Source organism: Paenarthrobacter aurescens (assembly GCF_025421775.1).
GTDB lineage: Bacteria > Actinomycetota > Actinomycetes > Actinomycetales > Micrococcaceae > Arthrobacter > Arthrobacter aurescens_B.
Genome location: NZ_JAOEFX010000005.1, coordinates 59,031 through 85,171, shown reverse-complemented (window position 1 = coordinate 85,171; position 26,141 = coordinate 59,031). Strand labels below are relative to the sequence as shown.

The window sequence follows — 26,141 nt, the reverse complement described above, 5'->3', positions numbered from 1 at the left end:
CGATCCTTGCTTAACCTGGCGGGACCACCACAAGCTGGGCCGCCGCCTCAGCACGGGCCTTGGCCAAGGCCCCGTCATCCGGGCAGGCAATCGAGACGTACACCGAAGACGCCGGAACACTGAAGAGCCGGGCAAAGACAACAGCGGCCTTCCCGCCGGACGCTGCTGACGAATCCAAGGCGAGGAACTCCGCGCTGTGCTGGGGTTTATCGGAGTCTTGTCCCCACCGCAGCAGAACGGGCTTCAAATTCTCCACAGCGATTCCCGGGTCCAGATAACGGAAGAGTTCCTTGGTGGATGCTGCGTCGTCGCCCGCCACAACCAGCGGCTCCTGGTTGACGCTGACTCGGGCAACGAGAGTGCACCCATCAGCCTTCTGGTACCTGACCTCGCCCTGGAGAGCGGAATGCACCACTGTCCATCCGGGAACTTCCTCCAATCGCAGGGCGACCGTCACAGGATCCCCCGGAGCCAGTGTGCCCCCAGCTGCCAAGGGGAGGTCTTTCGCCGCAACGGCGGCGGCGTCGTGGCCCGGTGTAATGGTCGGCGTAGCCAGAGTGGATTCAGACGGTGATGGTTTCGGCGACGCGGGATCCGGAACGTTAACGCTGCAGGCAGCCAGTACCAATCCAACGGCACCCAGGACAGCAAACCCAGCCAGTCGTCGTCGAACGCTACTCGCCACCATCGCTCCTTGCCGTTGCAGTCCTGCGGTCCTTCTGCCGCGATCGAGTCTAACCTCCTAGGCGAGAACCCTTAGGCCACCAGGAACGATGTCGACGTCGATGGGCAACGCCGCTATGCGCTCCCCGTCGGCGTACGCCACCACGTTCTCTGCCTCCAGCCGTACCTTCCGGACCCGCGTAATGTCCACAGCAGGGTGGCTGGTGTGCTTTCCAGCAAACACCTTCGGAAACACCGCGAGGAAACGGATCCGGGACAACGGTTTGACCACAAACAGGTCCAGCCACCCGTCGTCGGGCGAGGCATCGGGCGTGATCCTCATGCCGCCACCGATGAACTGGCCATTCGCTACCGAAATCAGCAACGCCGGCTGCCGCCATGTCCGGTGGTCCGCGGTCACTGTGTATTCGATCTGCCGGAAAGAGCCGAGCTCCCTCAGCATCGCCAGGTTGTAGCGGCTCTTCCCCCGTGGCCAGCGCCACGTGTTGGCCCGTTCGTTAACGGCGGCATCAAACCCGGCCGAGAGGACGCCGGCGAAGTAGGTGCAGGTGCCGCCGGCTGCCGTGACCCGGCCGATGTCCATCCAGCGTCCGCCGGCCCCCAACGCGGCCACGATGTGGCTGCATGCGGCCGCGGTGTCCTGCAGGGGAACCTCCAACAGCCGCGCAACGTCATTGCCCGTTCCGCTGGGAACAATGCCAAGAGGTATGTCCAGGCCCGCCAGCGCATTGACGCCCAAATGGACCATGCCGTCGCCGCCCACCACCACCAATGCCTCAACCTTGGCTCGCGCGCCAAGGGTTTCATCAACGAGCTGCCTTAAGGAGTCATAACTGTCCGCTTCCAGTACGACGACGTCCCACCCGGCGTCGCGGAAGTGGCCTGCGGCGTGGTACCCGGCATTGCGGGTGCGGCCGAAAGAGGCTGCAGGGTTGATGGCTATGGCGATCTTCCCCGGTGGGCTGGAGGGGTGCGCGGGTTCCGGAGGATTCACAGCCCGAATTATGCCAGCCGGGAACCACGCACCATGGTGCCAACGTTCACCTAGTGGCTGGATAAACTTGCCTGTACCGCGCTTCCCGGCGCGGACCACCGTCTTTAGAGAAGGGCCCGTGCTTGGCCGAGGGCAGCAGTTCGCACTATCAGGTTCTCCGGGTGTCCGTCACAGCAACGGACAAGGAGATCAAAGTTGCCTACCGTAAGGCTGCCCGGAAAGCCCATCCCGATCACGGCGGCGAAGCGGAAACGTTCCGGCGGGTAACCCTCGCGTATGAAACCCTGATCGACCCGCAGCGGAGGGCCGAATACGACCGGAGGTACGCCAGTGGGGCCTCCGGCCGTAGCCAGCCGAGGCCAGGCGACTATACGGGCACGGCCGCACCCGGACCTTCGGCCACCACAAACGTCAAGCGACCCCAGGCCCAGCGCAATACGGCAGGCGATCCTCCGGTCTACGTACCGGCCTTTGACGATCCCAACGAAGTGCCCCTCATAACAGCTGCGGAAGCAGCCCAACAGGTCCACGGGCTTCCGCGCAAACGAGGAATCTTTGGTGCCGAAGCGCGCATCCAACGGGAAATGCGCACCGTGCAGCTCATCAGCCGCCAGGTTCTGCCCGCTATTCCCGCGGCCCGGCTCATCAACGGCCTGCGCTCACCTTCGGACAACAACCACATCGACCACGCGGTCCTGTCCGGCTACCGGTTGGCGTTGGTCGGCTCGATGCTGCTCCCCAAGGGCGCCTACGCCTGGGATGGCCATTCCCTGCGCCATGGGGGCCGTTCCGTGGCTCCCCCGCAGTTGGCGCATATCGTTCGCCATATGCAGGACATCTTCCCAGAACTCAACGTCACGGGCTGGGTTGTCCTGCACGGTCCCGATGGCAACCTCCATGAACCCGTCATCGACCAGTACGGTAAAGGGCAGTCCAGCCTCAACACCGTAGAGGTAGTCAATGGCGCAGGGCTGGTCAGGGGGCTCAAGCAATTCCTCAGCTCGGGGCCCGCGCCAAACACCGTGGTGATCCCCGTCCTGGCGCGGTTGCTTCGCGGGATGCACTAGGCCGTACCTGCACACGGCGGCCGCCGGGCACGGGGCTGACTAAGATGGGACAGTGTTCCGCATCCTCTTCCACACTCCAGAAATCCCGGGCAACACGGGCAACGCCATCCGCCTTGCAGCCATCACGGGGGCCGAGCTTCACTTGGTGGAGCCACTCGGCTTTGATTTTTCCGACGCCAAGTTACGCCGCGCCGGTCTTGATTACCACGATCTCGCCGTCGTTACTGTGCATAAGGACATCGATGCCGCCTGGGCAGCTTTGCAGCCGGAACGCGTCTTCGCATTCACCTCCGACGGCGAGACTTCATACACAGATGTCAGTTACCGGGAAGGCGACGTCCTGATGTTCGGTCCGGAATCAGTGGGACTGCCGGACTGGCTCAAGAAAGACCCGCACGTCACAGCGCGCGTCCGCCTTCCCATGAAGCCATCCCTCCGCTCACTCAACCTCGCGAACGCTGCCTCGATCGCAGTCTTTGAAGCGTGGCGACAGAACGGATTTGCCGGCGCCAAGGTCTAGCCCATCCAGGGGCGCCACAGCACCGAATACCTTATGCAGGGACAACTCCTGCCCGGGACATTCATTGAGGGAGCCTACGTGAGCGCGCTGCAGACCAGGGTGAAAACGGCAAGACGCTGCACCGCCGCGCCCGCAACACAACATGGTCGTGCTGCCGGTTTCAAACGGGACGACATATGCTGGACGGTGATGGACATCCCCAACACTCCCGGCCCACCGGTCTTCGAGGCTACCGGCACTGCGACTGATCTGAATTCGCAACTGGCTGGTTTGCTCGAACTCGTGGCCACCGGCGACCAGCAGGCCTTTGCCGAGTTCTACCGCCTGACCTCGCGGCGCGTCTTTGGCATGGCCAAGCGCGTCCTGATAGATCCCGACTTGAGCGAGGACGCCACGCAGGAAGTCTTCATTCAGGTGTGGCAGGGGGCGGCAAAGTTCGATCGCTCCGCCGGAACACCGCTGGCCTGGATCATGACGATCGCTCATCGCCGTGCCATCGACCGTGTGCGGGCCGTGCAGGCTGCCACAGACCGCGAAGCCAAGTATGGCGCGTCGAGCCAGGACCCGGACCGTGACCTCGTTGCGGAGGAGGCCGACACGAATTTGGAGGCCGAGGCCGTCAGCCGATGCCTGGGCACCCTGACGGACACCCAGCGTGAATCGGTCAGGCTTGCCTACTACGGCGGCCTGACGTACCGGGAGGTCGCCGAACACCTCGGCGCGGCCGTCCCGACCATCAAGTCCCGCATCCGCGATGGACTGCTGCGTCTTAAAACCTGCCTGGGGGTGGGTTGAAATGAGTGAAAACACCAGTGGAGGCTTTATCCGCAGAATGTTTGCCAACGACATCGCTACCGACCTCGCCGAGGGCCGCGTCCTCGAACTGGCGGAGATTTACGCCTTGGACGCCGTCAGCGACGACGAACGGGTAATGATCGACGAGTACGTCAAAGACGCCCCGGAAGCCCCGGAGTTTTTCGAACGGGTCCGTGAAGCCCGGGAGGCCTTGGCAGTCAGCTTCGCACCCGAAGAAACGCCACCGGCAGCCCTCTTTGGCAACATCATGGAGCGAATTACCAACGAGGCCTCCAACAATCCGCCTGCCGAGCCAGCAAGTGCCGAGACGGCAAGCCCCGCCGTCGACGATCTTGCGGCCGCGAGGACCAAGCGGGAAGAGCGTCAGCGCCTTGGTGGCGCACGCCGGTGGATCGTCGGCGCAGCAGCCGCAGCGGTGATCGCTCTCGGTGGTATCGGGGTAGGTACTTACGTCTCTGCTCAGAATGATCCTGTCAATCAGGTGCTGCAAGCACAGGACGTCCAGAAGAAGTCGGCGTCTGTTCCCGGCGGCGGAACCGCCACCATCTCCGCTTCATCGGCCAAGGACTCATTCGTCGTCCTGATGGATGGTGTTGCGCCTGCTCCGGAGGGCAAGGTCTACCAGTTGTGGACGCTTCCCAAGGACGGTTCTGCCCCTGTCCCGCAGGGCACCATGGACGCCCAGACCCTCTCCAAGCCGGCTGTTGTGAAGGGCTTGTCGTCCGCTTCATCCGTAGCCATCACCGTGGAACCCACTGGCGGATCCCTTTCCCCGACCACGGCTCCGGTCCTGGTGGTAGCGCTCAGCGCCTGAATCTCTGGCTCAAGCACGACGACTTAATGCACGACGGCGGCCGCCCCACCTTGGCGACGGCCGCCGTCGAGCATTTGTTGGCGGATTACGCAGCTACAACACGAGCGATAGAAGCATCACGAATCCGAATCCGACCACGGAGATCAGTGTCTCCATGACGGACCACGTCTTGAACGTCTGCCCAACAGTCAGGCCGAATAGTTCCTTGACCAACCAGAACCCCGCGTCGTTGACGTGGGACAGGAACAGCGAGCCGGCGCCAATCGCCAAGGCCAACAGGGCTGCGTGCGTGGGGCTCAAGCTGCTGGCAAGAGGTGCCACAATACCTGCCGCGGTCACAGTAGCGACCGTTGCAGAGCCCGTGGCAAGCCGCAGAGCCACGGCAACGATGAAGCCGAGCACCAGGACCGACATGTTGGCACCCTCGGCCCACTTCTTGACGGCGTCACCCACACCGGCCCCGATCAGCGTCTGCTTGAAACCGCCGCCCGCGCCCACGATGAGCAGGATCGCGGCAATGGGGCCGAGGCTGGCCCCCAACTTGGCGGTGATGTTGCTGCCGGTGAAGCCCACTGCATAACCGAACGTCACGATGGCAGCAAGCACTGCCAACGTCATTGCCACCAGAGGCTGGCCGACGAAGTCGAAGAAGATCCGGAGTGCAGGTGCCGTCTCCGGGTCCGGCCAGATGATGCCGCCCAAGGCCTTCAACAGCATGAGGACCACCGGGAAGATGATGGTCAGCAGGGTCACCAGGAACGACGGCTGGCGCTTGACGTCGCTGAAGTCCGTTGCGTGCTGGGTATCGATGCCGCCGGCCACGGCCGGGGCGTCGACGGGTACCCAACGGGCAGCCAGCCGTGAGAAGAGCGGACCACAGATGATGACAGTGGGGATCGCCACGAGGATGCCCAAGCCCAGCGTTGTCCCAAGCTCAGCCTTCACCGCGCTGATGGCGATGAGGGGACCCGGGTGCGGTGGCACAAGGCCGTGGAGAACTGACAGTCCGGCCAACGCCGGGATGGCGATGCGCATCAGCTTCATCTTGGATCGTTGGGTCACCAGGACGATCACGGGAAGCAGCAGGACAAGTCCGATTTCGAAGAACATGGGCAAGCCAATGATCACGGCCACAAGGGTGATCATCCAGACCAACTTGTTTCCGCTGGCTTTGGCCAGCAAGGTGTCCACCACACGGTTTGCACCGCCGGAATCAGCCAGCAGCTTGCCGAGCATGGCCCCGAGGGCAATCAACAGGCCGACTTCCTTAAGGACACCACCAACACCGTCCTCGAAGTTGGTGACCACCTTGCCAAGTTCGACGTCAGAGGCCAGACCAACGAAAGCCGAACCCAGGATAAGGGCCAGGAACGGATGGAATTTCAGCTTCGCGATCAGGACCACAATCAGTGCGATACCCAGGGCTGCCACCACCAGCAGCCGGGTATCGTGCCCGGTCCATTCCTGTACTTGCGTCGCGGTTTCCAGCGCCCTCACAGCTTGGTCGTTCCGGTGCCTGCGCCAACAGGGCGGAGACCAAGGCGTTCAATGACCTCGTCCGCTTCTTCGGCAGGAGACGCTGAAACGCACAGCGAGATGTAATTCTCGTCTTCCGTGGGTTCCTCAAGTGCGTCAAACTGCGATTCCAGAAGCGACGGCGGCATGAAGTGACCGTGCCTGGAGGCCAGACGGTCGGAGATCTTGTCCTTGCTTCCTTGCAGGAAGACAAAGACAACACCTTCGCCACGAAGCACGTCGCGGTACTTCTTCTTCAAGGCCGAGCACGTGATGATGGCCGGCACTCCGGCATCAGCACGTTCCCGGATCCATTCCGAGATGATATTCAGCCACGGCCAGCGATCCTCATCACTGAGGGCTTGCCCCGCCTGCATCTTGGCCACATTCGCTTCGGGATGAAGATCATCGCCCTCGGCCAGGTCCCATCCCAATTTGCCGGCAAGGACGCCGGCCACGGTGGATTTTCCAGAACCGGAGACTCCCATAATCACCAGTACGGGTTGTTGCGCAGTCTTCGCCATCAAAGTCTGCCTTCCTCGAATAAATATGATTTAACCGAGATCAAGCATATGACACGGGTTACACCACGGCAACGTCAGAAGCCGGCGATGGTGGTGGATCCGTTGACGGAGACCACATGGAAGCCCTCGGCGCTGGTCCCGGCGGGCAGCCCTCCACGTTCCCCGTTAGCCAACATCAAGCTCCGCACTACGCGCTCCATGCCGTCGATATCCGGGTGCTGGCTTGCGTGGACCCGGATGGCATCGAGCTTGGCGTCGACGTGGCCCGAGACGTCCACAAAGTGGTTCTCCCGGGACTCCGGGCTGGAAATAAACCACAACCATGGCAGTTTGAAGGCGTCAAGACCGGCTTCAGCAAGTTCCGGATAGGCGAAGGGATTCTCCACTGCAGGATAAACCGCCCGGGTCACGGCCTCCCCCGCTGCCAAGTGGTCAGGGTGGCTCTTCTGGAGGCGGTCCCAGTTCCGTTCCGGGTGCATGGTCAGCACGATGTCCGGACGGATTTCACGGATCAGCTTCACCACCTGCTTGATGACGCCATGTGTCGGCTCGAGGTACCCGTCGCGCTCATGAAGGTAATGGATGTCCGTGACACCCACAAGGGCGGCCGCACGCCTTTGCTCTTCGGCACGGAGTTCGACTATCCGTTCCCGGTCCACAGGATCGAAACCGCCGGCGTCGCCGTCGGTCATGATGCAATAGCTGACCTTTACGCCGGCTGCCGTCCAGGCCGCGATGGTCCCGGCGGCGCCAAAGTCGATATCGTCGGGATGGGCAGTAAAACAAAGCACCCGCTCAACGCGCTCCGCGGAGGCGTCGAACGGGCTCTTTGCTGACGTGACGTCAGTGGGCAAAGGGATCAGCCTTTCCGCTTTTTGATTTCGGCCGTGGCCTGCGGAAGGACCTTGAAGAGGTCACCGATGATGCCGTAATCGGCAATTTCGAACACCGGCGATTCTGCGTCCTTATTGATGGCCACAATGACCTTGGACGTCTGCATTCCAGCCTTCTGCTGGATGGCTCCTGAGATTCCGGCAGAAATGTAAAGCTGCGGTGATACCGTGACGCCGGTCTGGCCTACCTGCGCGTCGTGCCCGATCCATCCTGCGTCGGTGGCAGCGCGGGATGCGCCTACTGCCGCGCCCAGGGCGTCGGCGAGCTCTTCGACCGGGCTGAAGTCACCGTCAACGCCGCGGCCGCCGGCAACGACGATCCTCGCTTCGCTGAGGTCCGGGCGGCCGCTGACCGGCTTCTCGGTCCGGGCAGCGATGCGTGCAGAGTTGGTGATCGCGCCTGCCGGTACTTCAACCGTTGCAGTGGCCGGGGCAGCCGCAGCACCAACCGGCGAAGGCTCCACGTTGTTCGCCTTGACCGAAAGGACCGTCACCGGAGTGGTGGCCTTCGCCGTGGTGTTGTAAGAGCCTGCCAGAACCGACTTGTGTGCCGTACCATCAGCCTCAACGCCCACGACATCGGTGATGACGCCGGCATTGAGCTTGATGCCAAGCCTGCCCGCGATTTCCTTGCCCTCGGGCGAGTTGTCCAGGAGAACAGCCGTGGCTCCCGAGCTCTGTACCGCAGCAGCAAGGTAGGCGGCCTTCGGGCCAACCAGGTAGTTGTCGAGGTCCTCCGCCGACGGCAGGTAAACCGTAGTGGCGCCGTAGGCACCCAAGGTGGCCGCGACGTCGTCGTTCAGCTCACCGGTGAACGCGACGGCGGTCTCCCCCAGCGAGCGGGCGATGGTCAGGAGCTCCAGGCTGCTCTTCTTGAGAGCCGCTCCCGGGTTGTCAATGAAAACAAGTGCATTTGCCATGATTGGAGTCCCCTCTAGAGCAGCTTCTGTGCGGCGAGGAAGTCGACCAGCTTGATGCCGGCGTCGCCGTCGTCGGTGATGATGGTCCCTGCGGTCCGCGGTGGGCGGGCCTCAGCAGACTCCACCACCGTCCAGGATCCAGCCAGGCCCACCTGCGAGGCGTCCACGCCGATGTCGGCCAGCGACAAGGAGGCGATCTTCTTCTTCTTGGCAGCCAGGATGCCCTTAAAGTTGGGGTATCGCGGCTCGTTGATCTGATCGGTAACCGAAACAACTGCAGGGAGCTGCGCTTCAACGGTTTCAGAGAAGGCTCCGGCATCGCGGCGGGCACTGACCTGACCGGCCGCAACCTCAAGGCTGGAAGCAAAGGTAACCTGCGGGAACGACAAGCGTTCGGCGAGTTGGGCAGGGATCAGGGATGTCTCGCCGTCCGTGGACGCCATGCCCGTCAGCACCAGATCAACCGGGCGGCCGTCGGCCGAGATGTGGCGGATCGCGGCGGCGAGCGCCAGCGAGGTGGCAGCTGCATCAGAACCGGCCAAAGCGTCATCGCTAAGGTGGACGCCGGAATACGCCCCGATCTGGAGCGACTTCTTCACAGCGTTGACCGCACCGGACGGGCCCATGCTCAAGGCAATGACCTCGTTACCGGCCTTCGGTCCTCCGCGTTCCTCTGCCAACTGCAGCGCTGCCTCAAGGGCGTACTCATCCAGTTCGGACAAGATGCTCTCATCACGGTCGGTTGTGTTGCCAGGTCCGGTAATGTGCCGGTCGAACTGGGCGTCCGGGACGTGCTTGACCAGAACGACAATCTTCAATGTCTCTTCCACTGTCTTCGAAGCAGCCTTCCATGCTTGTGGACGGCCAACCGCAACAGCGTGGCCGTGAATTGCCCAGCGCGTGGGCTCGTCCTAGCTAAGCATATTGCCCGCAGAAAGCCACTCCCAGCGTTAACCCCTGTTTCACCGCATGGGTATGCCGGGGATGGCAAACGGCGGGCCGCACCTGTGAGGTGCGGCCCGCCGTCGTGCGCTGTTCCTGCCGTCTACTGTTGGGCGGCGTCGAGGGTAACCTCAACTTCCTGCGTCTGGCCACCACGTTCAATGGTGACCTTGACCTTGGCACCTGCCGGCTGTTCGCGGACGGCCGCGGTCAGTTGGTTCGGGTCGCTGACAGCGTAGTCACCGAACTTGGTGACTACATCGCCAACCTTGAGCCCTGCCTTGGCTGCAGCGGAACCGGAAGTCACCGAAGCAACCTCGGCACCGACAGAGAATCCGGAATCGCTGCCTGTGGACGACTTCGAACGCACTGACACACCGAACTGTCCGTGGCTGGCCTTGCCGTTGTCGATGATTTCCTGTGCAACACGCTTGGCGTGGTTGATCGGGACGCTGAAGCCGACGCCGATGTTGCCGGTGGAGGAATCGGATGTCCCACTGCCTGCAGATGCAATCGCGACGTTAACGCCGATGACCTCGCCCTTGCTGTTCACCAACGCACCACCGGAGTTACCGGGGTTAATGGCTGCGTCCGTCTGGATAACGTTGATGGCGATGGACCCCTCATTGGCTGTCCGCTGGCTCTGCCCGCCGTTTGGCGGCGCGAACTGGAAGCCTTCGTCGCCACCCTGGCTCTCATCAGGCGTACCTTCCGGTACGGCCGACGACGCAACACTGATGGTCCGATTGAGCGTGGAAACAATGCCGTCGGTTACCGTACCGGTCAGGCCCAGCGGCGAACCGATGGCGACGGCGGTGTCCCCCACGTTGATCTTGGACGAGTCACCGAGCGTTGCCGGAACCAAACCGGATGCGTCACTGACTTTGATGACGGCGAGGTCGGACAGCGGGTCCGTCCCTACAACGGTGGCCTTGAGGACCTTGCCGTCGTTGGTGCGTACTTCGATGGCTGCGTTGGCTGTGGCACCGTCCAGCGTCACGACGTGGGTGTTCGTGAGGATGTGGCCTTGGTCATCGAGAATGATCCCGGAACCGGTTCCACCCTCGTTGCCGCTGGTTGCCTTGATGGTCACGACGCTGGGCGACGCTTTGGCGGCCGCTGCAGTGATGACGTTGACGTCATCCTTGTTGTTCACAATGACGGTGCTCGACTGTCCGCTCGTTGACGCGGCCGGTGCCGGCTGGTCCCAGAGCACGTTGCTTCCGGCCACCACTCCGCCACCGATCAGGCCTGCTGCGAGCATGCTCGCCACGAGCGTGCCAACGCCGAACGCAGGCTTTCGCTTCGTGGCAACAGCTGAGTTCCCAGGCGCGTGCTGCAGTCCGGGTCCGTGCTGGCCTTGGGGGTTTGCGCCCCCGCCGTAGAACGGTTGATGCTGGGGGTAGCCCGGGCGGTGGGCCGGATCCTGGTGTTGTGGAGCGCCGTAGTACGGGGCAGGGGCACCTGAGTGGCCGGCCTGGGCTGCGTGCTGAGCCGGGGCACCATACTGGCCCGCGCCCGGAGCCTGAGCACTGTTCTGGCCGCCGTACTGGCCTGCATGCTGTTCGGGGGCCGCATGCTGATCCGAGCCGGGGGCCGATGCCGGGGGCTGGAAGGCTGGCAAGGGTGTGGTGGGCCGGGCATTGCCGCCCTCCGCCTCTTTCCCTGAAGTCCAGGCTGGCTGCTGCTGGGTAGCGGTGGCATCGGTATGCTCGCCGGTCGTATCCCGCGGCTCAGCTGGCTCGCGGTCCTCCGGTGCGGTGCCCTGCGCTGGGTTCTCCGTCATGGGTCTTCCTTTCGTCCTCGTCTTCCATAACTATGTACCCAATAACTGGAACAAAAGCGGACGTTCGCTGGGAGCTTGCTGAAAGAGTTCGGCTGCCTGAGTAGGCTTCCCCAAATTAGCCTCAACGCCTCAACAATCCGGCTCTCTCCTATATTTCGCTGGTGGCATATTCACCCCTGTGGACGGGTCATGGGGTGCACCATAGAATCAAGAGGAATTGCCACAGCGACCTGCGGCTTTACACCATGCGTGGGGGCGCTGAGCATTCTGTGACGATTGGTACGCCTTGTTCCAGTCGCAGACGTGCTGAAGGGTTGCACATGCGGTCAATATTTAAACGCGTACTCGCCGGAATTGGCGTGGCTGGGCTGTTGGCTTTCCCGGCCACAGCTGCTTGGGCCGCTGATCCGGTGACCATTCCATCCGGCCAGAACATCGTGGACGACGCCAACGTCCTGGGCAGCCGAAAAGGCGAGGTCCAGGAAGCCATCCAAAAGACGCTCAAGGATCACAAGTACAACCTGTACGTGGTGACCGTGGACTCCTTCACCAACCCCTCGGACCCCAAAGAGTGGACCAAGGCCGTTGCCGATAAGAAGCTCATGGGCAAGCCGGACGCCATTCTGGCGATTTCCACGGCTGGCCAGTACAACTTTGCCCTGAATTCGGGCAGCTCCATCTACTCCAAGCAGTCGGCAATCGCTCAGAACGCCGTTGTTGCCAATCTGGCAGGCGGCAAGAAGGACTACGCCCAAGCAGCCATAGATACGGCTGCTGCCATCGGCGATGCCGCGGGCGGTGGAAGCGGGACAGTGCCCAGCGGGAATGCCGGCGTCGGTGTCCTTGTCGGGGTTGGAGTTGTAGCGGCCGGCGGTGCCGGCACCTACCTCTACCTGCGAAACCGTCGCAAGAAAAGCGGCACCCAGGCTGTCAGCGCCAGCTACGGACCGCAAGGTGAACAGCTTGATCCGCTCGCCGGCTTGAGCATCCCGGAACTGCGCCAGAAGAGCGGCTCGCTGTTGATCGAAGCGGATGACGCCATCAAGTCCAGCGAGCAGGAACTCGGATTTGCCCAGGCGCAGTACGGTGATGCCGCGATTGGCAACTTCACCAAAGCGTTGGAAGAAGCCAAGGCCCACATGACGGAATCCTTCAAGCTTCAGCAGCAGTTGGACGACCATATCCCCGACACCGAGGAACAGCAGCGGAGCTGGCTTGGGGAGATCATCCGCCGGTCGGAGGCAGCGCTCGCGTCGCTGCGTGACCAGAAAGCCGACTTCGACTCGTTGCGGGAGCTTGAAAAGAACGCGCCCCAGGCCCTTGCAGCGGTATCCGCGGGAGCCAAGGACGCCGATGCAAAGATCGCCAACGCCGAGCAATCGTTGGAGGGATTGCGTGCCAAGTACGCAGAATCCGCCTTGGCGCAGGTCTCGGACAACATACTGCAGGCGAAGGAGCGGCTCGCGTTCGTGCAGAATGCCGTGACTGCGGCCCAAGAGAAGCTGGCCGCCGGCGAAAACAGCATGGCGGCTGTAGCCGTTCGAGCCGCAGAGGAAAGCCTGCACCAGACCAACGTGTTGATCGATGCCATTTCCAAGACGGCCGGCAGCCTGGATGAGGCCCGGGCGTCCCTGGAAGGCGCCGTGGCAGAAACCAGCCAGGACCTTGCCCAGGCGAGGGCCATGATCCAATCGGGCGAGCACCCTGAACTCGCCGGCCCCGTAGCGGGTGTGGAAGCCGCCTTGGCCCAGGTGAAGACCGAGATCCAAGGCGGAAAGATTGATCCCATCGCTACGCTCAGCCGCGTGGAGTCGGCCCATCAAGCTCTGGACCAGTCCTTGTCCGGTATTCGCGACCAGCAGGAGCAGGCCCGCCGGGCCCAGGCATCGCTGCAGCAGACCATCATGGCTGCCCAGGCCCAGATCAGCGCCACTTCCGACTACATCACTGCCCGACGCGGTGGTGTGGGCACGGAGGCCCGGACCAGGTTGGCTGAGGCCCAGCGCAATCTCGATTACGCGCTGTCCATCTCACGCAATGATCCCGTCACGGCGCTGACCTACGCCCAGCAGGCACACTCACTCGCTGCCCAGGCGGCCCAACTTGCGCAGTCCGACGTCGATCAGTTCGGCTATGCAGACCAAGGCCAAGGCTACGGGCGCGGTGGCATGTTCGGCGGTGGCGGCGGAGGCGGCGGCCTTGGCGGTGCCATTCTCGGCGGCATTCTCATCAACTCCATCTTCAACGGCGGCGGAGGCGGCTGGGGCGGCGGCAACAACGACGGCGGAGGCGGCGGCGGTGGCTTCTTCGGCGGCGACTCCGGTGGCGGCGGCGACTGGGGCGGCGGCGGAGGCGACTTCGGCGGCGGAGACTCCGGTAGCTTCTAGCCCTACAGACTAAGTGGGGTCCATGCCCCGCATAGAAGCGGTACAACAACTGATCACTGATTTCAGTGGAACCACTGAGCAGGACGAAAGGCAACACCATGGTTAAGCAGTCCATTTTCGGTCGGATCTCGCAGCTCGCCAAGGCAAACATCAACGCCTTGCTGGACCAGGCTGAGGACCCGCAGAAGATGCTGGACCAGATGGTCCGCGACTACACGAACAACATTGCCGAGGCCGAATCAGCCGTGGCCCAGACCATCGGCAATCTGCGGATGCTGCAGGCGGACTACAACGAAGACGTCAAGAACGCCCAGGACTGGGGCAACAAGGCACTGGCAGCGTCGCGGAAAGCCGATGAGTACCGTTCCGCCGGGGATCCCGTGGATGCCCAGAAGTTCGACAACCTTGCCAAGGTAGCCATCCAGCGCCAGATGACCGCTGAGTCCGAGGCAAAAGCAGCAGAGCCAAGCATCGCATCCCAGACCGAGGTAGTGGACAAGCTCAAGACCGGGCTTGACCAGATGAAGAACAAGCTCAACCAACTGACCGCCAAGCGCAACGAGCTTGTGGCGCGCTCCAAGACTGCGGCCGCGCAGTCCCAGGTTCACGACGCGCTCAAGAGCATTGACATCATGGATCCCACCAGCGAGGTTGGCCGCTTCGAAGAGAAGATCCGGCGTGAAGAGGCCAAGGTTCTGGGACAGCAGGAACTCGCCAGCTCCAGCCTCGACGCCCAGTTCAACCAGCTTGAGGACCTCGGAGAGCAGACCGAGATCGAAGCCCGCCTTGCAGCACTGAAGTCGGGCGGCTCCAAGCCTGCCATCGGCGCTGGAGCACCCGCTTCAACAGGTGCAACGGTGGACGAAGCCGACTTCGACAAGCTCTAGGAAAAGTAGGGCACACCGCCCGATTTGTGCCGCTGAAACGAAATGGACCGGATCCTCAAAGGATCCGGTCCATTCTTTTGTCCTTTGCCGCATTTCACCTAACCCGCGGAGGGCACTGGCGAATCATGGCCGGGACTGACGTCGGTGGCCACTTCAGCCCGAATTTCGAAACCCTTCGGGTGGAAATAGGTCACCGTGCACTCCAGAACCTCTCCATGGGGACCCAACGTTGTCCGCTCCAGCCGCGGCACCATGGCGAACCCCCGAACGTTCAGGGCGTCGGCAAGGTGCTCCGGCGGCGCATGCATGGTAACGGTAATTTCCGCCCTCTGAAGGGGCTTCAGCGTCCTGTCCTGGATCACCTGGTAAATGGAGTTCCGTTCGGCGTCCGCCAAGCTGATGTGTCGGCCGATGTGCGAAGGGATAAAGATCTCTGCGATGGCATAGGGCCAGCCCGCACTTGAATACGATCGGCGGATCACAAGGACAAGGTTGTCATCAGAGACCAGCTTCGCCGGCACTGACTTGTCCTTCTCCATCCACTTGTATTCGATAAGGCCCTTCACCGTTTTCATGCCGGCGGCTGTGAACGTCTCCATGAACGGCGCCAGGCGGTTCAGCATCCTGACGGGACGCTGGGCCATCACGAATGTGCCCTTCCCCTGCCTGCGGACCAACAGGCCCTTCACGACGAGCGTCTCTATCGCCTTCCGGACGGTGGTACGGCTGATGCCGTACTCATCCATCAGGGACTCTTCAGTAGGTATCCGGGATCCTGGCTCAAGCCGGCTGACCTGGTCCGTTAGAACGTCAGCTACCTGCTGGTAAACGGCCACTGGGCCATCCCTCTGAAGTACCTCACGGTTGCGGCCGGAGTTGTAGTCTTCGTTGACCATCGGGCCGTCCCATCCATTTCTTGCCACATCAAATCCGGATCTGATGCTAGCACTGGTGTCTGAGCGACCAGTTAAACAAAAGATCCGGATCAGTAATTACTGATCCGGATCTTCCTTCCAGTTGCGGGGACAGGATTTGAACCTGTGACCTCTGGGTTATGAGCCCAGCGAGCTACCGAACTGCTCCACCCCGCGTCGCAAAATCAACTCTACCGCACCCAACAGGGTGGTTCCGACCATTCCGGTCCAATGGTGCCGCAGATCACTCTTAGCCCCTGAATCACTGACACAGCCCGCACTGATTGGCACGGCGGGTATGCCCGGCGCAGACACTCCAGCGGTTCGGGTAAGCGAAGGGCGTCGAGGCAGAGGCCCACGGGAATAGAGCGGACGTCGAAAACAATGGGAAAACAAAAGGTCCGGATCAGTAATTACTGATCCGGACCTTTTCTCCAGTTGCGGGGACAGGATTTGAACCTGTGACCTCTGGGTTATGAGCCCAGCGAGCTACCGAACTGCTCCACCCCGCGTCGCAAGAACAACATTACCGTCCGGTGAATGGGAGACCAAATCCTGGCTACGTGATGTGCATCTCCCCCGGCAAAAAGAGCCGGCACCCACCCCAAATCGGAGCGGGCACCGGCTCTGTCAATCACAGACGGCTGTCAGCTGCTCGGCGAGGGCGAGGGAGTCGCGCTCGGAGTAGCTTCCGGCGTCGCGGTTGGTGTGGCACCCAGGCGCGTTTCGGCGTCGAGAGCCTTCTTCAATGCTTCAGACAGTTTGGTCTGCTGGGCACCGTATCCGGCGAAGTCACCCTTGGCCAAAGCAGCCTGGCCATCCTGGATGGCCTTGTTGGCTTCCTCCAGGGCCGCCTTCAGGTCAGCCTTGGCGTCGGTTGGCCCGGCGGGCGGTGTGGTGGTACCCGGAGGTGCCGTGGGCGTCTGACCGTTGTTGTCCGCGTCGCCGGCCGTGGCACCGGAGTTGCCACCGAACAGCTGATCAAGTGCTTCATCCAGCGTGGGGGCAAAGCCGATCTTGTCACCGAACGCCACAAGCACGCGCTGCAGCGTTGGGTACGACGTCTCACCGGTGGACTTCAGGTAGACCGGCTGTACGTAGAGCAGACCGCCTCCAACAGGAAGGGTCAGCAGGTTGCCGTTCAAGACGTCGGACGCACCCTGTCGCAGAAGGTTGAGGGCCTGGGACACGGTGGGATCGGAGTTGAACTTGTTCTGGGCCTGCCCGGGCCCAGGGACCTGGGTATCGGTTGGGAGCTCCAGAAGCCGGAGCTTTCCGTAACTCTCCCCCTTGACGCCCTTCACGTTTCCTGCGTCCGAGTCAGCGGCAAGGAATCCGTACAGGATGTTCCTCGCACTGCCGTTAACCGTCTGGGGAATAAACGACGACGTCAGTTGGAACGCCGGCTTCTCCTGGTCAGGCATCTGCAAGGACATGTAGAACGGCGGCTGCTTGACGGCTTCCGAAACGGTGGGATCGTTCGGCACACTCCAAGCATCGTTGTTCTGGTAGAAGCTGTCCGGGTCCGTCACGTGGTACCGGCCGAGGAGTTCGCGCTGGACCTTGAAGAGGTCCTCCGGGTACCGGACGTGGCTCATGAGGTCGCCGGACATCTCGGAGTAGGGCTTGATGACCGTCGGGAAGACCTTCTGCCATGCCTTCAGGATGGGGTCCTGATCATCCCAGGCATACAGATTTACGGAGCCGTCGTAGGCATCCACTGTGGCCTTGACGGAGTTACGGATGTAGTTGACTGAGCTGTTCGGCAGGGCAACGGTGCGGCCAGCGCTGGTCTGCGAGTCCGCAGTGGCGTTTTGCAACTGCTGCGGCTGGGAGTACGGGAAGTACTGGCTGGTGGTGTAGCCGTCAACAATCCACTTCACACGTCCGTCAACAACTGCCGGGTACGCGTTGCCGTCAACAGTCAGGTACGGAGCCAGCTTCTCGACGCGTTCACGCGGATTGCGTTCATACAGAATCTGGGACTCAGCGTTGACACCGTCGGACAGCAACAGGTCCGAAGACTGGAACTTAATGGAGTAAAGGATCCGATTGAGCCAGTTGCCAACGTTGGGTCCGCCATTGCCGCTGAACGTGTACTGCGTCTCTCCGCCGCCTTCCCGGCCCGCAGGCCGGTCCTGCTCACGGTTCGGGGCTCCGTCCGGTGCACCCACGATGGAGTACTCGGGCGAGTTCTCACCGAAGTAGATGCGGGGCTCATACGTGGTGTCGTTGCCGAGGACACCATTGGACGGGATGCCCGACTGCAGGAACTCCGGTTTGCCGTCGGCCGTAAACTTGTTGCCTTTGGCTGCGACCACACCATAACCGTGGGTGTACACAATGTGGCGGTTAACCCATGTCTGCTGGTTGGCGCTCAGGCCATCCGGGTTGAGCTCGCGGACAGCAATCACCGTGTCCTGGACCTTGCCATCAACCATGTAACGGTCAACATTCAGGGTCTGCGGGAACTGGTAATACGGGCGGTATTGCTCCAACTGGGCGAACGCGGAAGAAATCAGGTTCGGGTCCAGAAGGCGAATGTTCGCCGTGGTCTGGGCGTCTGCAGCAAGTGCGCCCGTTGTGGCTGTGGTGGTGGCGTTATAGGCCGACACATCAATTTGATCCAAGCCATAAGCGGCCCGTGTCATCTTGATGTTGCGGTCGATAAAGTCCTTCTCCAAGGTGTTTTCCGAGGGGCGCACCTGGAACTGCTGGATAACCCATGGGTAAACACCGCCAGCCAGGATGGCCGTAATTACCAGCATCGCGGTCCCGATGACCGGGAGGCGCCAGCGGCCGATGATCGCGGCAATGATGAACAGAATGGCAACAAGGATGGCGGCGACGGCAAGGATGGCCTTGGTGGGCACAACGGCATTGACGTCCGTATACAGGGCGCCCGCCCAGCGGCCAGAGTTGCTCTGCACCGTGGTGTACCTGTCAAGCCAGAAATTGATACCCAGCAGGATCAGGAAAAGGGCGCCGGTGACGGCGATGTGGATCTGGGCTGCGCGGCTGGTAAAGATGCCACGTTCCATCAGGCGGATACTGCCGTACAGATAGTGCGTGAGGATACCGGCGATGCCGGCCACAACGGCGATGCTGATCAGGAATCCGGTGACGAAACCCAGGAAGGGCAGCGTCATCAGGTAGAAGCTGATGTCGAGGTTGAAGAGCGGGTCCGTCTGGCCGAATGGTTCCTGGTTGAAGAACAACAAGGCCTTCTGCCACTGGCTGGCCGCTGCGCTGCCGGCGAAAAGCCCGAACAGAACAGGAAGGCCGATCATGACAACCCGGCGAACAGGCTCGAGCTGCGCTTGGTACCGGTTGAGGTTGTCCCGCGACTCGGCGTCAGGAGCGTAGACGGGTCGGGAACGGTAGGCGATCCTGATGGCGAAGAAAACGGCCGCGAACATCATGGCGAAACCGACCAGGAAAGTGATGATCCTGGCGAGGTTTTCACGGATATAAACTTCGAAGAAACCAAGCTGCTGGTACCACAGGACGTCAGTCCACACATTGGCGAAGAAAATGAACCCGACGACGGCCACTGCCACGACAATGAGCGTCGGCGTTAAGGCACCTCGTCTCAGCGGTGATCTTCCGGGCGGGTTGGAGCTGGCGGGACGGGACAAACTCTGTACCTCATTGGTGTCAGTGAACAGTCGGTGTGCGAGTGATTGACATTCTCCGCCGCTGGAATATGGCGGAGGCCGTCATATATGCCACGAGTGGCAGTGGAGCTAAGTTCCACCGCCAGTCTAGTTGTTTGTGCAGGTGGGAAGGCCCGCCGTGTCTTGACCGGAACCGAGCCGTTCCACAGCGGATGTGGCATCGGCCAGGGTTTCGACTTTAACAACCTGCAATCCGTCCGGAACATGGCCCGCAACATCTGCGCAATTGGCTGCAGGAGCGAGGAACATGGTTGCCCCCTGTTGCCGGGCGCCGATCATCTTCTGCGCGATGCCACCGATGGGGCCAACCGCTCCGTCGGCAGTAATGGTGCCGGTACCCGCCACGTGTTTGCCACCAGTCATGTCCCCCGGAGTGAGGTTATCGATGATTCCCAAGGCGAACATCATTCCAGCACTCGGTCCGCCCACATTCTCCAAGGAAATGCTGACGTCGAACGGGAAGGTGAAGTCGCTGGCCAACAGCACACCCAACACATACCGGTCAGCCGAATTCTTTGTGGGGGTGACCGTCTCCGTCACTGGAGTGCCATTTCTGCTCACATCGACAACGGCCGGCGCCCCGGCCCCCGCAGCCAATTCGGCCTGGATCACGCTCATGGAGGTAATCGCCTTGCCGTTGATGGACTTCAGGAGATCACCCTCCTGGATCTTCCCGGCCGAAGGTGACGGGTCCGACAGGCCCGCCACGGTCAGCCGCTGCTCGAAGGGAATGTCCATCTCCCGCAACGCTGCGGCGAGGGCATTCTCCTGCGAAGTCTCCATGGCAATCTCGCCCTCTTGCACCGTCTGCTCCGCGGTAGTGCCCTTGGGATAAATAAGTTCCTCCGGGTAAATGGCCTTGGAACTGTCCAACCAAGCTCGAGAAACATCAAAAATGGTGGCCGGGCTCTTCGGGCCGCCGGTCATGACGACGGTGGTGAGGTCCAGGTTGCCGTTGGCTGGAAATGACTCGCGGCCGGAAATGCTGATAACCGGCTTATCGCCGTCCTTGCCCAAAGTATTAAACGTGGGTCCTGCTGACTCGATGACGTACGGGACCGGCAGGGCTGCTGCTCCAATACCCAGGCCCAGCGCCAGCAGGCCCGAGATCACCATGATCATGTACCTGTTGTCTCGGGGAGGTGCCGGAGGCACGGAGGAGGGATCGGCGTCGGGCGTTTGACGCGGGTCCAATGAGCCCTCGGGGCTGGGCGAAGTAAGCATTGAGGCCTCTCTATGCCGGTACTGCATGACCGGTTCCATGGCTTCTGCCACCGAAGACGACGGCGGCACATACCAAACATCAACACTACGCGGTCCGACGTTGCGGGACTGCTTTGCCTACAGCGAACGACGCCGCATCCGGGCAGACAGCATACCGGCTGCGGGGTACGGTGAAAGAGATCACCAGCCAGTTCGACGATCGGCGGCACCATGACATCCAACCCCAACGACCCGTCCAACAACGACGAAACACCCAAGGATCCCTTGGCAGAAATGCTGCAGAACCTCATGGGTGGCCAGGGCATGGGCAACATCGATCCCGCCGAGCTGGCCAAGGCCGCAGGCCTGCCCAACGATCCCCAACTGCTGCAGCAGATGTTCGCGCAGGTCCAGGCCATGATGAGCTCCACCTCCGAAGGCCCTGTCAACTGGCAGCTTGCCCACGAGAATGCCCGTCGGGTCGCAGCGGCCGGCAGCGATCCCTCAGTCAACGCCCAACAGGCCAAAGAGATTGACGAAGCTCTCAGGCTCGCAGAACTATGGCTGGATCCCGTCACTGATCTCTCGGCTACCGGCCTCATTGGCCGGGCATGGTCTCGGGCCGAGTGGGTTGAAGCAACCCTGGGTACGTGGAAGCGCCTGACCGAACCCGTGGCGAACAGCATCGCCAACGCGCTGTCCAACGCTCTCACCCAGCAGATGCCCGAGGAAATGAAGTCCATGATGGGCGGCGCCTCGTCCATGCTCCAAAACATGGGCGGCGCGATCTTCGGCATGCAACTCGGACAAGCAATTGGTGCTCTTTCAGCGGAGGTTGTCAGTTCCACTGACATCGGCGTCCCCTTGGCCGACTTGGAAATGGCACTCCTGCCGGCCAATGTGGCCAAATTTGGGGAGGGCCTCAGTCTGCCCGAAAACGATGTCCGGCTGTTCCTGGCCGTCCGCGAAGCCGCCCATGCCAGGCTGTTCGTCCAGGTCCCTTGGTTGCGTGGCCATTTGCTGGGTGCCATTGAGGCGTACGCCCGCGGCATCCACATTGACATGTCCCGCATTGAAGACCTGGCCCGGGACCTGGATCCCAGCAACCCTGAGGGAATCCAGGAAGCCTTGTCCCAAGGAGTCTTCACGCCGGAACGAACCCCGGTTCAGACCGCCGCATTGGAAAAGCTCGAAACCGCACTCGCGCTCGTCGAGGGTTGGGTGGACGAGCTCACAGCAGAAGCTACCGACAAAGTCCTGCCGTCGGCGACAGCGCTCCGCGAGACTGTTCGTCGTCGCCGCGCCACGGGCGGACCGGCCGAGCACGCCTTCTCCTCCCTCGTCGGACTGGAACTGCGGCCCCGCAGACTCCGGGAGGCTGCAACGTTGTGGGCAACTTTGAAGGAAGAGCGCGGCATCGCAGGCCGCGATGCGATCTGGCACCACCCGGATCTGCTGCCGACCGGTGCCGACCTCGACGACCCCAAAGGCTTCTCCGAACGCCGGCGGCTCGCCGAAGCCAGTGACAGCGAAGTTGATGACGCCCTCCAGAAGCTGCTGAGCGGCGGCTACGACACCGACCAAACCGGTGCTGAAGCCTCAGATTCCGGCGCTTCCGCGGAGGACGGGTCCAGCGACGAAACTCCATCGGACGACACAGATCCGGAGTCGCCTGCCAAGTAAGCGGTTGTGACAACCACGGCAATGGCCGCCATCCCGGATGGCGGCCATTACTGTGTCAATCGCTTGTCGCCCTCATCAGTCAGGTCCGCAGTGGAGGGCGCATGATCGCTGGACACTGCATCTACGGGAAGACCCCGGGACGTGGCAAAAGCAACGCCTTCCAAGAAGGCCTTGGCCCGCTGCGTTTCGGGATAAGCCTCGACCAACCTCCAGAACTCGGCATTGTGACCTGCTACCAGCAGGTGCGCGAGTTCGTGCACGAGAACGTAGTCGATGACCCACTGCGGCATGGGCTGAAGCTTGTGTGAAAGCCTGATGGTGCCGTCCGCCGGCGTAGCCGAACCCCACCGCGAGTTCTGGTTGCTGACCCAACGCACCGACGTCGGAACAGCCCGCCCGCCCAGGTATGTCCGCGAAAGGTGCGCGGCATGCTCAGCGAGTACTTCGTCTGTGGCGGGACGGCGCCTTCCTTGCCCCGACCGATGCTCGCCCTGCTTCTTCAGTTTCGCAAGCATGCGTCGGACCCATTCCCGCTCCTGCGACTTAGTGAAGCTGGCCGGGATAGCCACTACGGCGTTGCCGTCCTCCCAAAAAGCAGCAACAGTCCTTCGACGCCGTGCCGAGCGGCGCACCACGACAGGAGCGCCGTCGTCGGTAACGAGCGGAATCTCACGGTCAGCTGCAGTTCGGGGCGCCATCAGAGTTCAGTGCTCTCGGTGAGAACTGCCAGGACTGCTTCGCCGTAGCGCTCAAGTTTGGACGGGCCGATACCCGCCAAGCCGGCCAGTTCCTCAAGCGTCGACGGTTTGGCCTCGGCGATGGCCGTGAGCGTAGCGTCCGTGAAGACAACATACGCAGGGACATCGGCCGACTTCGCTTCATCCTTGCGCCACTGCCTCAGCGCATCAAAGGTTTGTTCCTCATACGACGGTGGGCACTGGTTGCAACGCCCCACCTTGCGCTCGGCTCCACTGGCCAGCATGCTTCCGCACACCCTGCACGACGCCGGCACCGCAGCTTTGCGGCGAGTGGGGCCTGTCTTGCTCCGAGCGCTTGCGGAGGCCACCGAATTGGGTCGAAGTCCGTCCAAAAAGCGCGAGGGCTTGCGGTTGGCCCGGCCGCCCGGAGTTCGGGCGGTGGACCACGAAAGACACAGGTGTTCCCGTGCCCGGGTGATTCCTACATAGAGCAAGCGGCGTTCTTCATCCACGTCCTCCGGCGTATCAGCGAAGGAGATGGGCATGAGGCCTTCGCTGAGGCCCACCAGGAAGACAGCATCCCATTCGAGGCCCTTCGCGGCATGCAGGGAAGCCAGGGTCACGCCCTGGACGGTAGGTGCGTGCTGTGCCACCGAGCGTTCCTGGAGCTCGTTGACGAACTCAGCCAAGGTGAAGGACTCGCCACGGCTGACGGCGAGTTCATCGGCCAAGGCCACCAAGGCAGCCAACGATTCCCACCTCTCGCGGAGCGCTCCCCCGCTGTGCGGTGCGGCATCCGTATATCCAAGCGAAGCGACAATATCCCGAACGATCTGCCCCAGTGCTTCTTGGGGTCCCTCAGCCACGGCGCGGGTTGCGGCCCGCAGCTGGAGAATGGCATCCCGGACTTCCTTCCGGGCGAAGAACCGTTCGCCACCTCGCAGCTGGTAGCCGATACCGGCTGAAGCGAGAGCCTGCTCATAGGCCTCGGACTGACCGTTGGTGCGGAACAGTATGGCAATTTCACTGGCCTTCACACCGGCGCTGAGCAATTCCTGAATCCTGCCGGCCACCACGGCTGCCTCGGCCTCGTCATCCGGGCACTCCATGAAGCGCGGCTCAGGACCGGAGGGCCGCTGCGCAACGAGCTGGAGGGGCGGCGCCCATGCGGCATCTGCAACAGGACCACCACTCCTGCGGGACCCGAGGAGTTCGTTGGCCAGCTTCACCACTTGCGGGGTGGACCGATAGTCACGGATGAGCTTCACGACAGTTGCTCCCGGGAACTGTGCTTTGAACCCCAGCAAATGCTTGGGTGAAGCACCAGTGAAGGAATAGATGGTCTGGCTGGCATCGCCAACCACACACAACTCGTTTCGGCCCCCGAGCCACAAATCCAACAGCCGCTGTTGCAGCGGCGATACGTCCTGGTACTCATCCACCACGAAATGCCGGTACTGTTCCCGGACCGTAGCGGCCACTTTCGGGTCCTCCTGGAGGATACCCACGGTGATCAGGAGGACGTCCTCGAAGTCGATGACGTTGCGGTCGGTCTTGATGTCCTCATAGGCCTGGAAAACACGGGACACCGCCGTCAGGTCAAAGCCGCCAGGCGTTCCCCGGTCCTGGGCGTTCTCAAGGTAGTTGGCCGGTGTCAGCATTGACACCTTCGCCCATTCAATTTCAGCGGCCAAGTCCCTGATGGATGCGCGGTCCGTGCTTAGGCGGAGCCTGCGGGAGGCTTCAGCGATCATGTTGGCCTTGTGGTCCAGGAGATTTGGCAATGTCCCGCCAATTGCCTGGGGCCAGAAGAACTGCAATTGCCTTAGTGCGGCAGCGTGGAAGGTGCGCGCTTGAACGTTGGCGACACCAAGATCACGAAGCCTGCTGCGCATTTCCGCTGCCGCCCGCGCGGTAAACGTCACGGCCAGCAGCCGTTGCGGGCTGTAGACGCCGGAGTGAACCCCGTACGCGATGCGGTGTGTGATGGCACGGGTCTTGCCCGTACCGGCCCCCGCGAGGACACACATGGGGCCCGTCAGGGTACTGGCTACTTCACGCTGCTCTTCATCCAAACCGCCGAGGATACGGTCCTCGAGTGACCCTCCGGCGTCGAAAATGTCCTCCGTCACGGCTGGAGGTCTTCGATGAAGCCGCCGTACCAGTGCTCAATCAGTGAACGCGCGATGGACAGGCGCGTGGAGATGGTGATCTCGCCGTTGGAGACGGCCTGCTGCAATTCCTCGCGGCTGAACCAGCGCGCCCGTGTGACTTCGACGCCGTCAGGCCGGGCAACAGTGTCATCGGTGGTGGCGGTGAACCCCAGCATGAGGGAGGCAGGAAACGGCCACGACTGCGAACCGAGATACTGGCAGGCCGTCACACGGACGCCCACTTCTTCCCCTATTTCACGGACAACTGCTTGCTCCAAGGACTCACCGGGCTCAACGAAACCTGCAAGCGTGGAGTAGTTCCTGGCGTCCGCGGGACCGCCGCCGCCCAAGAGAAGCCGGCCGTCCGGTCCTACCACCGTGACAATAATCGCGGGGTCCGTCCGGGGGTAGTGCTCTGAATTGTCCTTGGGACACCGCCGAACCCAGCCCCCGGCTTCGACGTCCGTGGGATTTCCGCACTGCGGGCAGTGCGTGTGGGTTGCGTGCCAGTTGGAGATCGCGCTTGCCTCGATGAAAAGGGCGGTGTCGTTGGCATCCAGCCGACCCGCGACTTCCCGGAAGCCGGCCCAGTGGGCGTCTGCAGGCACCGTGGCGGTGCCCGGTGCCGGAGGTTCAGCAACGGTGAAGAGCAGAACGGACGTACCTTCAAGCAAGGAGGAGGGGCCGAGGGTGGTGCCCAGGTAAATGGCCGCAGCGGTATCAGTGTCTCCCGTGGTGAGGGCCTTCCACAACGGAGCGGCGTCCCCGAACCACAGCCCATCCGCGCTCACCAGCGCCTTGCGCTGGGAGATCACCATGGCCTTTGCCGTGCCCGAGGCGATGAGGTCCTCAACCATGCCGGGCTTCATCCGAACCCCCGAGCCCCGATCCACCATGGCGGGGCGCACTGGAAGAACGGTGTCCATCAGGTGGTTGGCCAGCGCCGGTGACTCCGTATTGCTCATGTATCTACCGTACTGACTCGTACCGACAAAAAACATTTGGCATGGTCCCGCCTTGTGGATGCATCGCCCTCGGGCCGACAGGGCAGCCATTATTGCCTT

The 26,141-nt window shown here is 62.2% G+C and carries 21 protein-coding genes and 2 tRNA genes; 7 read left to right on the top strand and 16 right to left on the bottom strand.

What is annotated here, in order from left to right; all coding sequences use genetic code 11:
• Positions 1–10: 10 nt before the first annotated feature.
• The gene (locus tag N7568_RS12160) at positions 11–688 is read right to left on the bottom strand and encodes a hypothetical protein (protein ID WP_261610088.1); all 678 of its coding nucleotides are present in this window, start codon (positions 686–688) and stop codon (positions 11–13) included.
• 54 nt (positions 689–742) lie between these two features.
• Positions 743–1,678: a diacylglycerol/lipid kinase family protein gene (locus tag N7568_RS12155; RefSeq protein WP_261610087.1), complete on the bottom strand. Its 936-nt coding sequence runs from the start codon at positions 1,676–1,678 to the stop codon at positions 743–745.
• A gap of 122 nt (positions 1,679–1,800) precedes the next feature.
• Between N7568_RS12155 and N7568_RS12150 the strand changes: the two genes are divergently transcribed.
• The 4 genes from N7568_RS12150 to N7568_RS12135 all read left to right on the top strand — a co-directional run bounded on the left by N7568_RS12150 (position 1,801) and on the right by N7568_RS12135 (position 4,895).
• Entirely contained in the window at positions 1,801–2,745 is a 945-nt protein-coding gene (locus N7568_RS12150) for a J domain-containing protein (protein WP_261610086.1), read from the top strand.
• A 52-nt stretch (positions 2,746–2,797) separates the two neighbouring features.
• A complete protein-coding gene (locus N7568_RS12145) occupies positions 2,798–3,265 on the top strand; it encodes a tRNA (cytidine(34)-2'-O)-methyltransferase (RefSeq protein WP_261610085.1) in 468 nt (155 codons plus the stop codon).
• A gap of 189 nt (positions 3,266–3,454) precedes the next feature.
• Positions 3,455–4,060, top strand: a complete 606-nt coding sequence (gene sigK, locus N7568_RS12140; protein WP_261610084.1) for an ECF RNA polymerase sigma factor SigK — start codon at positions 3,455–3,457, stop codon at positions 4,058–4,060.
• 1 nt (position 4,061) lies between these two features.
• The gene (locus tag N7568_RS12135; RefSeq protein WP_261610083.1) at positions 4,062–4,895 is read left to right on the top strand and encodes an anti-sigma factor; all 834 of its coding nucleotides are present in this window, start codon (positions 4,062–4,064) and stop codon (positions 4,893–4,895) included.
• A gap of 93 nt (positions 4,896–4,988) precedes the next feature.
• On the opposite strand, the gene N7568_RS12130 is transcribed toward N7568_RS12135, so the two are convergent.
• The 6 genes from N7568_RS12130 to N7568_RS12105 all read right to left on the bottom strand — a co-directional run bounded on the left by N7568_RS12130 (position 4,989) and on the right by N7568_RS12105 (position 11,475).
• Positions 4,989–6,392: a GntP family permease gene (locus N7568_RS12130; protein WP_261610082.1), complete on the bottom strand. Its 1,404-nt coding sequence runs from the start codon at positions 6,390–6,392 to the stop codon at positions 4,989–4,991.
• The gene (locus N7568_RS12125; protein ID WP_261610081.1) at positions 6,389–6,934 is read right to left on the bottom strand and encodes a gluconokinase; all 546 of its coding nucleotides are present in this window, start codon (positions 6,932–6,934) and stop codon (positions 6,389–6,391) included. Before N7568_RS12125 ends, N7568_RS12130 begins: the two co-directional genes overlap by 4 nt.
• Positions 6,935–7,008: 74 nt before the next feature.
• Complete coding sequence (locus N7568_RS12120) at positions 7,009–7,788, bottom strand: PIG-L deacetylase family protein (protein ID WP_261610080.1); 780 nt, start codon at positions 7,786–7,788, stop codon at positions 7,009–7,011.
• 5 nt (positions 7,789–7,793) lie between these two features.
• Positions 7,794–8,747 carry an electron transfer flavoprotein subunit alpha/FixB family protein gene (locus N7568_RS12115; RefSeq protein WP_261610079.1) on the bottom strand — a complete coding sequence of 318 codons (954 nt, stop codon included), beginning with the start codon at positions 8,745–8,747 and terminating at the stop codon, positions 7,794–7,796.
• Positions 8,748–8,761: 14 nt separating this feature from the next.
• Positions 8,762–9,565 carry an electron transfer flavoprotein subunit beta/FixA family protein gene (locus N7568_RS12110; protein WP_261610078.1) on the bottom strand — a complete coding sequence of 268 codons (804 nt, stop codon included), beginning with the start codon at positions 9,563–9,565 and terminating at the stop codon, positions 8,762–8,764.
• Between the two features lie 227 nt (positions 9,566–9,792).
• Positions 9,793–11,475 (bottom strand): S1C family serine protease, encoded by a 1,683-nt coding sequence (locus N7568_RS12105; protein WP_261610077.1) that lies wholly within the window; start codon positions 11,473–11,475, stop codon positions 9,793–9,795.
• A gap of 320 nt (positions 11,476–11,795) precedes the next feature.
• Here N7568_RS12105 and N7568_RS12100 point away from each other — a divergent pair, with 320 nt between their 5' ends.
• Together N7568_RS12100 and N7568_RS12095 are read left to right on the top strand one after the other, a co-directional pair.
• A complete protein-coding gene (locus tag N7568_RS12100) occupies positions 11,796–13,862 on the top strand; it encodes a TPM domain-containing protein (RefSeq protein ID WP_261610076.1) in 2,067 nt (688 codons plus the stop codon).
• A gap of 98 nt (positions 13,863–13,960) precedes the next feature.
• Positions 13,961–14,749 (top strand): PspA/IM30 family protein, encoded by a 789-nt coding sequence (locus N7568_RS12095; RefSeq protein ID WP_014922264.1) that lies wholly within the window; start codon positions 13,961–13,963, stop codon positions 14,747–14,749.
• Between the two features lie 98 nt (positions 14,750–14,847).
• Here N7568_RS12095 and N7568_RS12090 read toward each other — a convergent pair whose 3' ends face one another.
• The 5 genes from N7568_RS12090 to N7568_RS12070 form a co-directional block, all read right to left on the bottom strand.
• The gene (locus N7568_RS12090) at positions 14,848–15,645 is read right to left on the bottom strand and encodes a GntR family transcriptional regulator (RefSeq protein WP_261610075.1); all 798 of its coding nucleotides are present in this window, start codon (positions 15,643–15,645) and stop codon (positions 14,848–14,850) included.
• Positions 15,646–15,766: 121 nt separating this feature from the next.
• Positions 15,767–15,840, bottom strand: a tRNA-Met gene (locus N7568_RS12085).
• Positions 15,841–16,101: 261 nt separating this feature from the next.
• Positions 16,102–16,175, bottom strand: a tRNA-Met gene (locus N7568_RS12080).
• 135 nt (positions 16,176–16,310) lie between these two features.
• Positions 16,311–19,301: a UPF0182 family membrane protein gene (locus tag N7568_RS12075; protein WP_261610074.1), complete on the bottom strand. Its 2,991-nt coding sequence runs from the start codon at positions 19,299–19,301 to the stop codon at positions 16,311–16,313.
• A gap of 126 nt (positions 19,302–19,427) precedes the next feature.
• Positions 19,428–20,564 (bottom strand): YlbL family protein, encoded by a 1,137-nt coding sequence (locus N7568_RS12070; RefSeq protein ID WP_261610073.1) that lies wholly within the window; start codon positions 20,562–20,564, stop codon positions 19,428–19,430.
• Positions 20,565–20,774: 210 nt separating this feature from the next.
• Between N7568_RS12070 and N7568_RS12065 the strand changes: the two genes are divergently transcribed.
• Positions 20,775–22,226, top strand: a complete 1,452-nt coding sequence (locus N7568_RS12065; RefSeq protein ID WP_261610072.1) for a zinc-dependent metalloprotease — start codon at positions 20,775–20,777, stop codon at positions 22,224–22,226.
• Between the two features lie 47 nt (positions 22,227–22,273).
• Here N7568_RS12065 and N7568_RS12060 read toward each other — a convergent pair whose 3' ends face one another.
• From N7568_RS12060 to nudC, 3 genes are read right to left on the bottom strand one after another with little or no spacing between them, the layout of a single operon-like run.
• The gene (locus N7568_RS12060) at positions 22,274–22,924 is read right to left on the bottom strand and encodes a M48 metallopeptidase family protein (protein WP_261610071.1); all 651 of its coding nucleotides are present in this window, start codon (positions 22,922–22,924) and stop codon (positions 22,274–22,276) included.
• The gene (locus N7568_RS12055; protein WP_261610070.1) at positions 22,924–25,056 is read right to left on the bottom strand and encodes an ATP-dependent DNA helicase UvrD2; all 2,133 of its coding nucleotides are present in this window, start codon (positions 25,054–25,056) and stop codon (positions 22,924–22,926) included. The genes N7568_RS12060 and N7568_RS12055 overlap by 1 nt, the downstream gene beginning before the upstream one ends.
• The gene (gene nudC, locus N7568_RS12050) at positions 25,053–26,042 is read right to left on the bottom strand and encodes an NAD(+) diphosphatase (RefSeq protein WP_261610069.1); all 990 of its coding nucleotides are present in this window, start codon (positions 26,040–26,042) and stop codon (positions 25,053–25,055) included. The genes N7568_RS12055 and nudC overlap by 4 nt, the downstream gene beginning before the upstream one ends.
• Positions 26,043–26,141 lie beyond the last annotated feature (99 nt).

Coding starts and splice junctions, on each gene's coding strand:
- N7568_RS12160 (WP_261610088.1), bottom strand. CDS start 688: ATGGTGGCGAGTAGCGTTCGACGACGACTGGCTGGGTTTGCTGTCCTG.
- sigK (WP_261610084.1), top strand. CDS start 3,455: ATGGACATCCCCAACACTCCCGGCCCACCGGTCTTCGAGGCTACCGGC.
- N7568_RS12135 (WP_261610083.1), top strand. CDS start 4,062: ATGAGTGAAAACACCAGTGGAGGCTTTATCCGCAGAATGTTTGCCAAC.
- N7568_RS12125 (WP_261610081.1), bottom strand. CDS start 6,934: ATGGCGAAGACTGCGCAACAACCCGTACTGGTGATTATGGGAGTCTCC.
- N7568_RS12115 (WP_261610079.1), bottom strand. CDS start 8,747: ATGGCAAATGCACTTGTTTTCATTGACAACCCGGGAGCGGCTCTCAAG.
- N7568_RS12105 (WP_261610077.1), bottom strand. CDS start 11,475: ATGACGGAGAACCCAGCGCAGGGCACCGCACCGGAGGACCGCGAGCCA.
- N7568_RS12100 (WP_261610076.1), top strand. CDS start 11,796: ATGCGGTCAATATTTAAACGCGTACTCGCCGGAATTGGCGTGGCTGGG.
- N7568_RS12095 (WP_014922264.1), top strand. CDS start 13,961: ATGGTTAAGCAGTCCATTTTCGGTCGGATCTCGCAGCTCGCCAAGGCA.
- N7568_RS12090 (WP_261610075.1), bottom strand. CDS start 15,645: ATGGTCAACGAAGACTACAACTCCGGCCGCAACCGTGAGGTACTTCAG.
- N7568_RS12070 (WP_261610073.1), bottom strand. CDS start 20,564: ATGCTTACTTCGCCCAGCCCCGAGGGCTCATTGGACCCGCGTCAAACG.
- N7568_RS12065 (WP_261610072.1), top strand. CDS start 20,775: ATGACATCCAACCCCAACGACCCGTCCAACAACGACGAAACACCCAAG.
- N7568_RS12060 (WP_261610071.1), bottom strand. CDS start 22,924: ATGGCGCCCCGAACTGCAGCTGACCGTGAGATTCCGCTCGTTACCGAC.
- nudC (WP_261610069.1), bottom strand. CDS start 26,042: ATGAGCAATACGGAGTCACCGGCGCTGGCCAACCACCTGATGGACACC.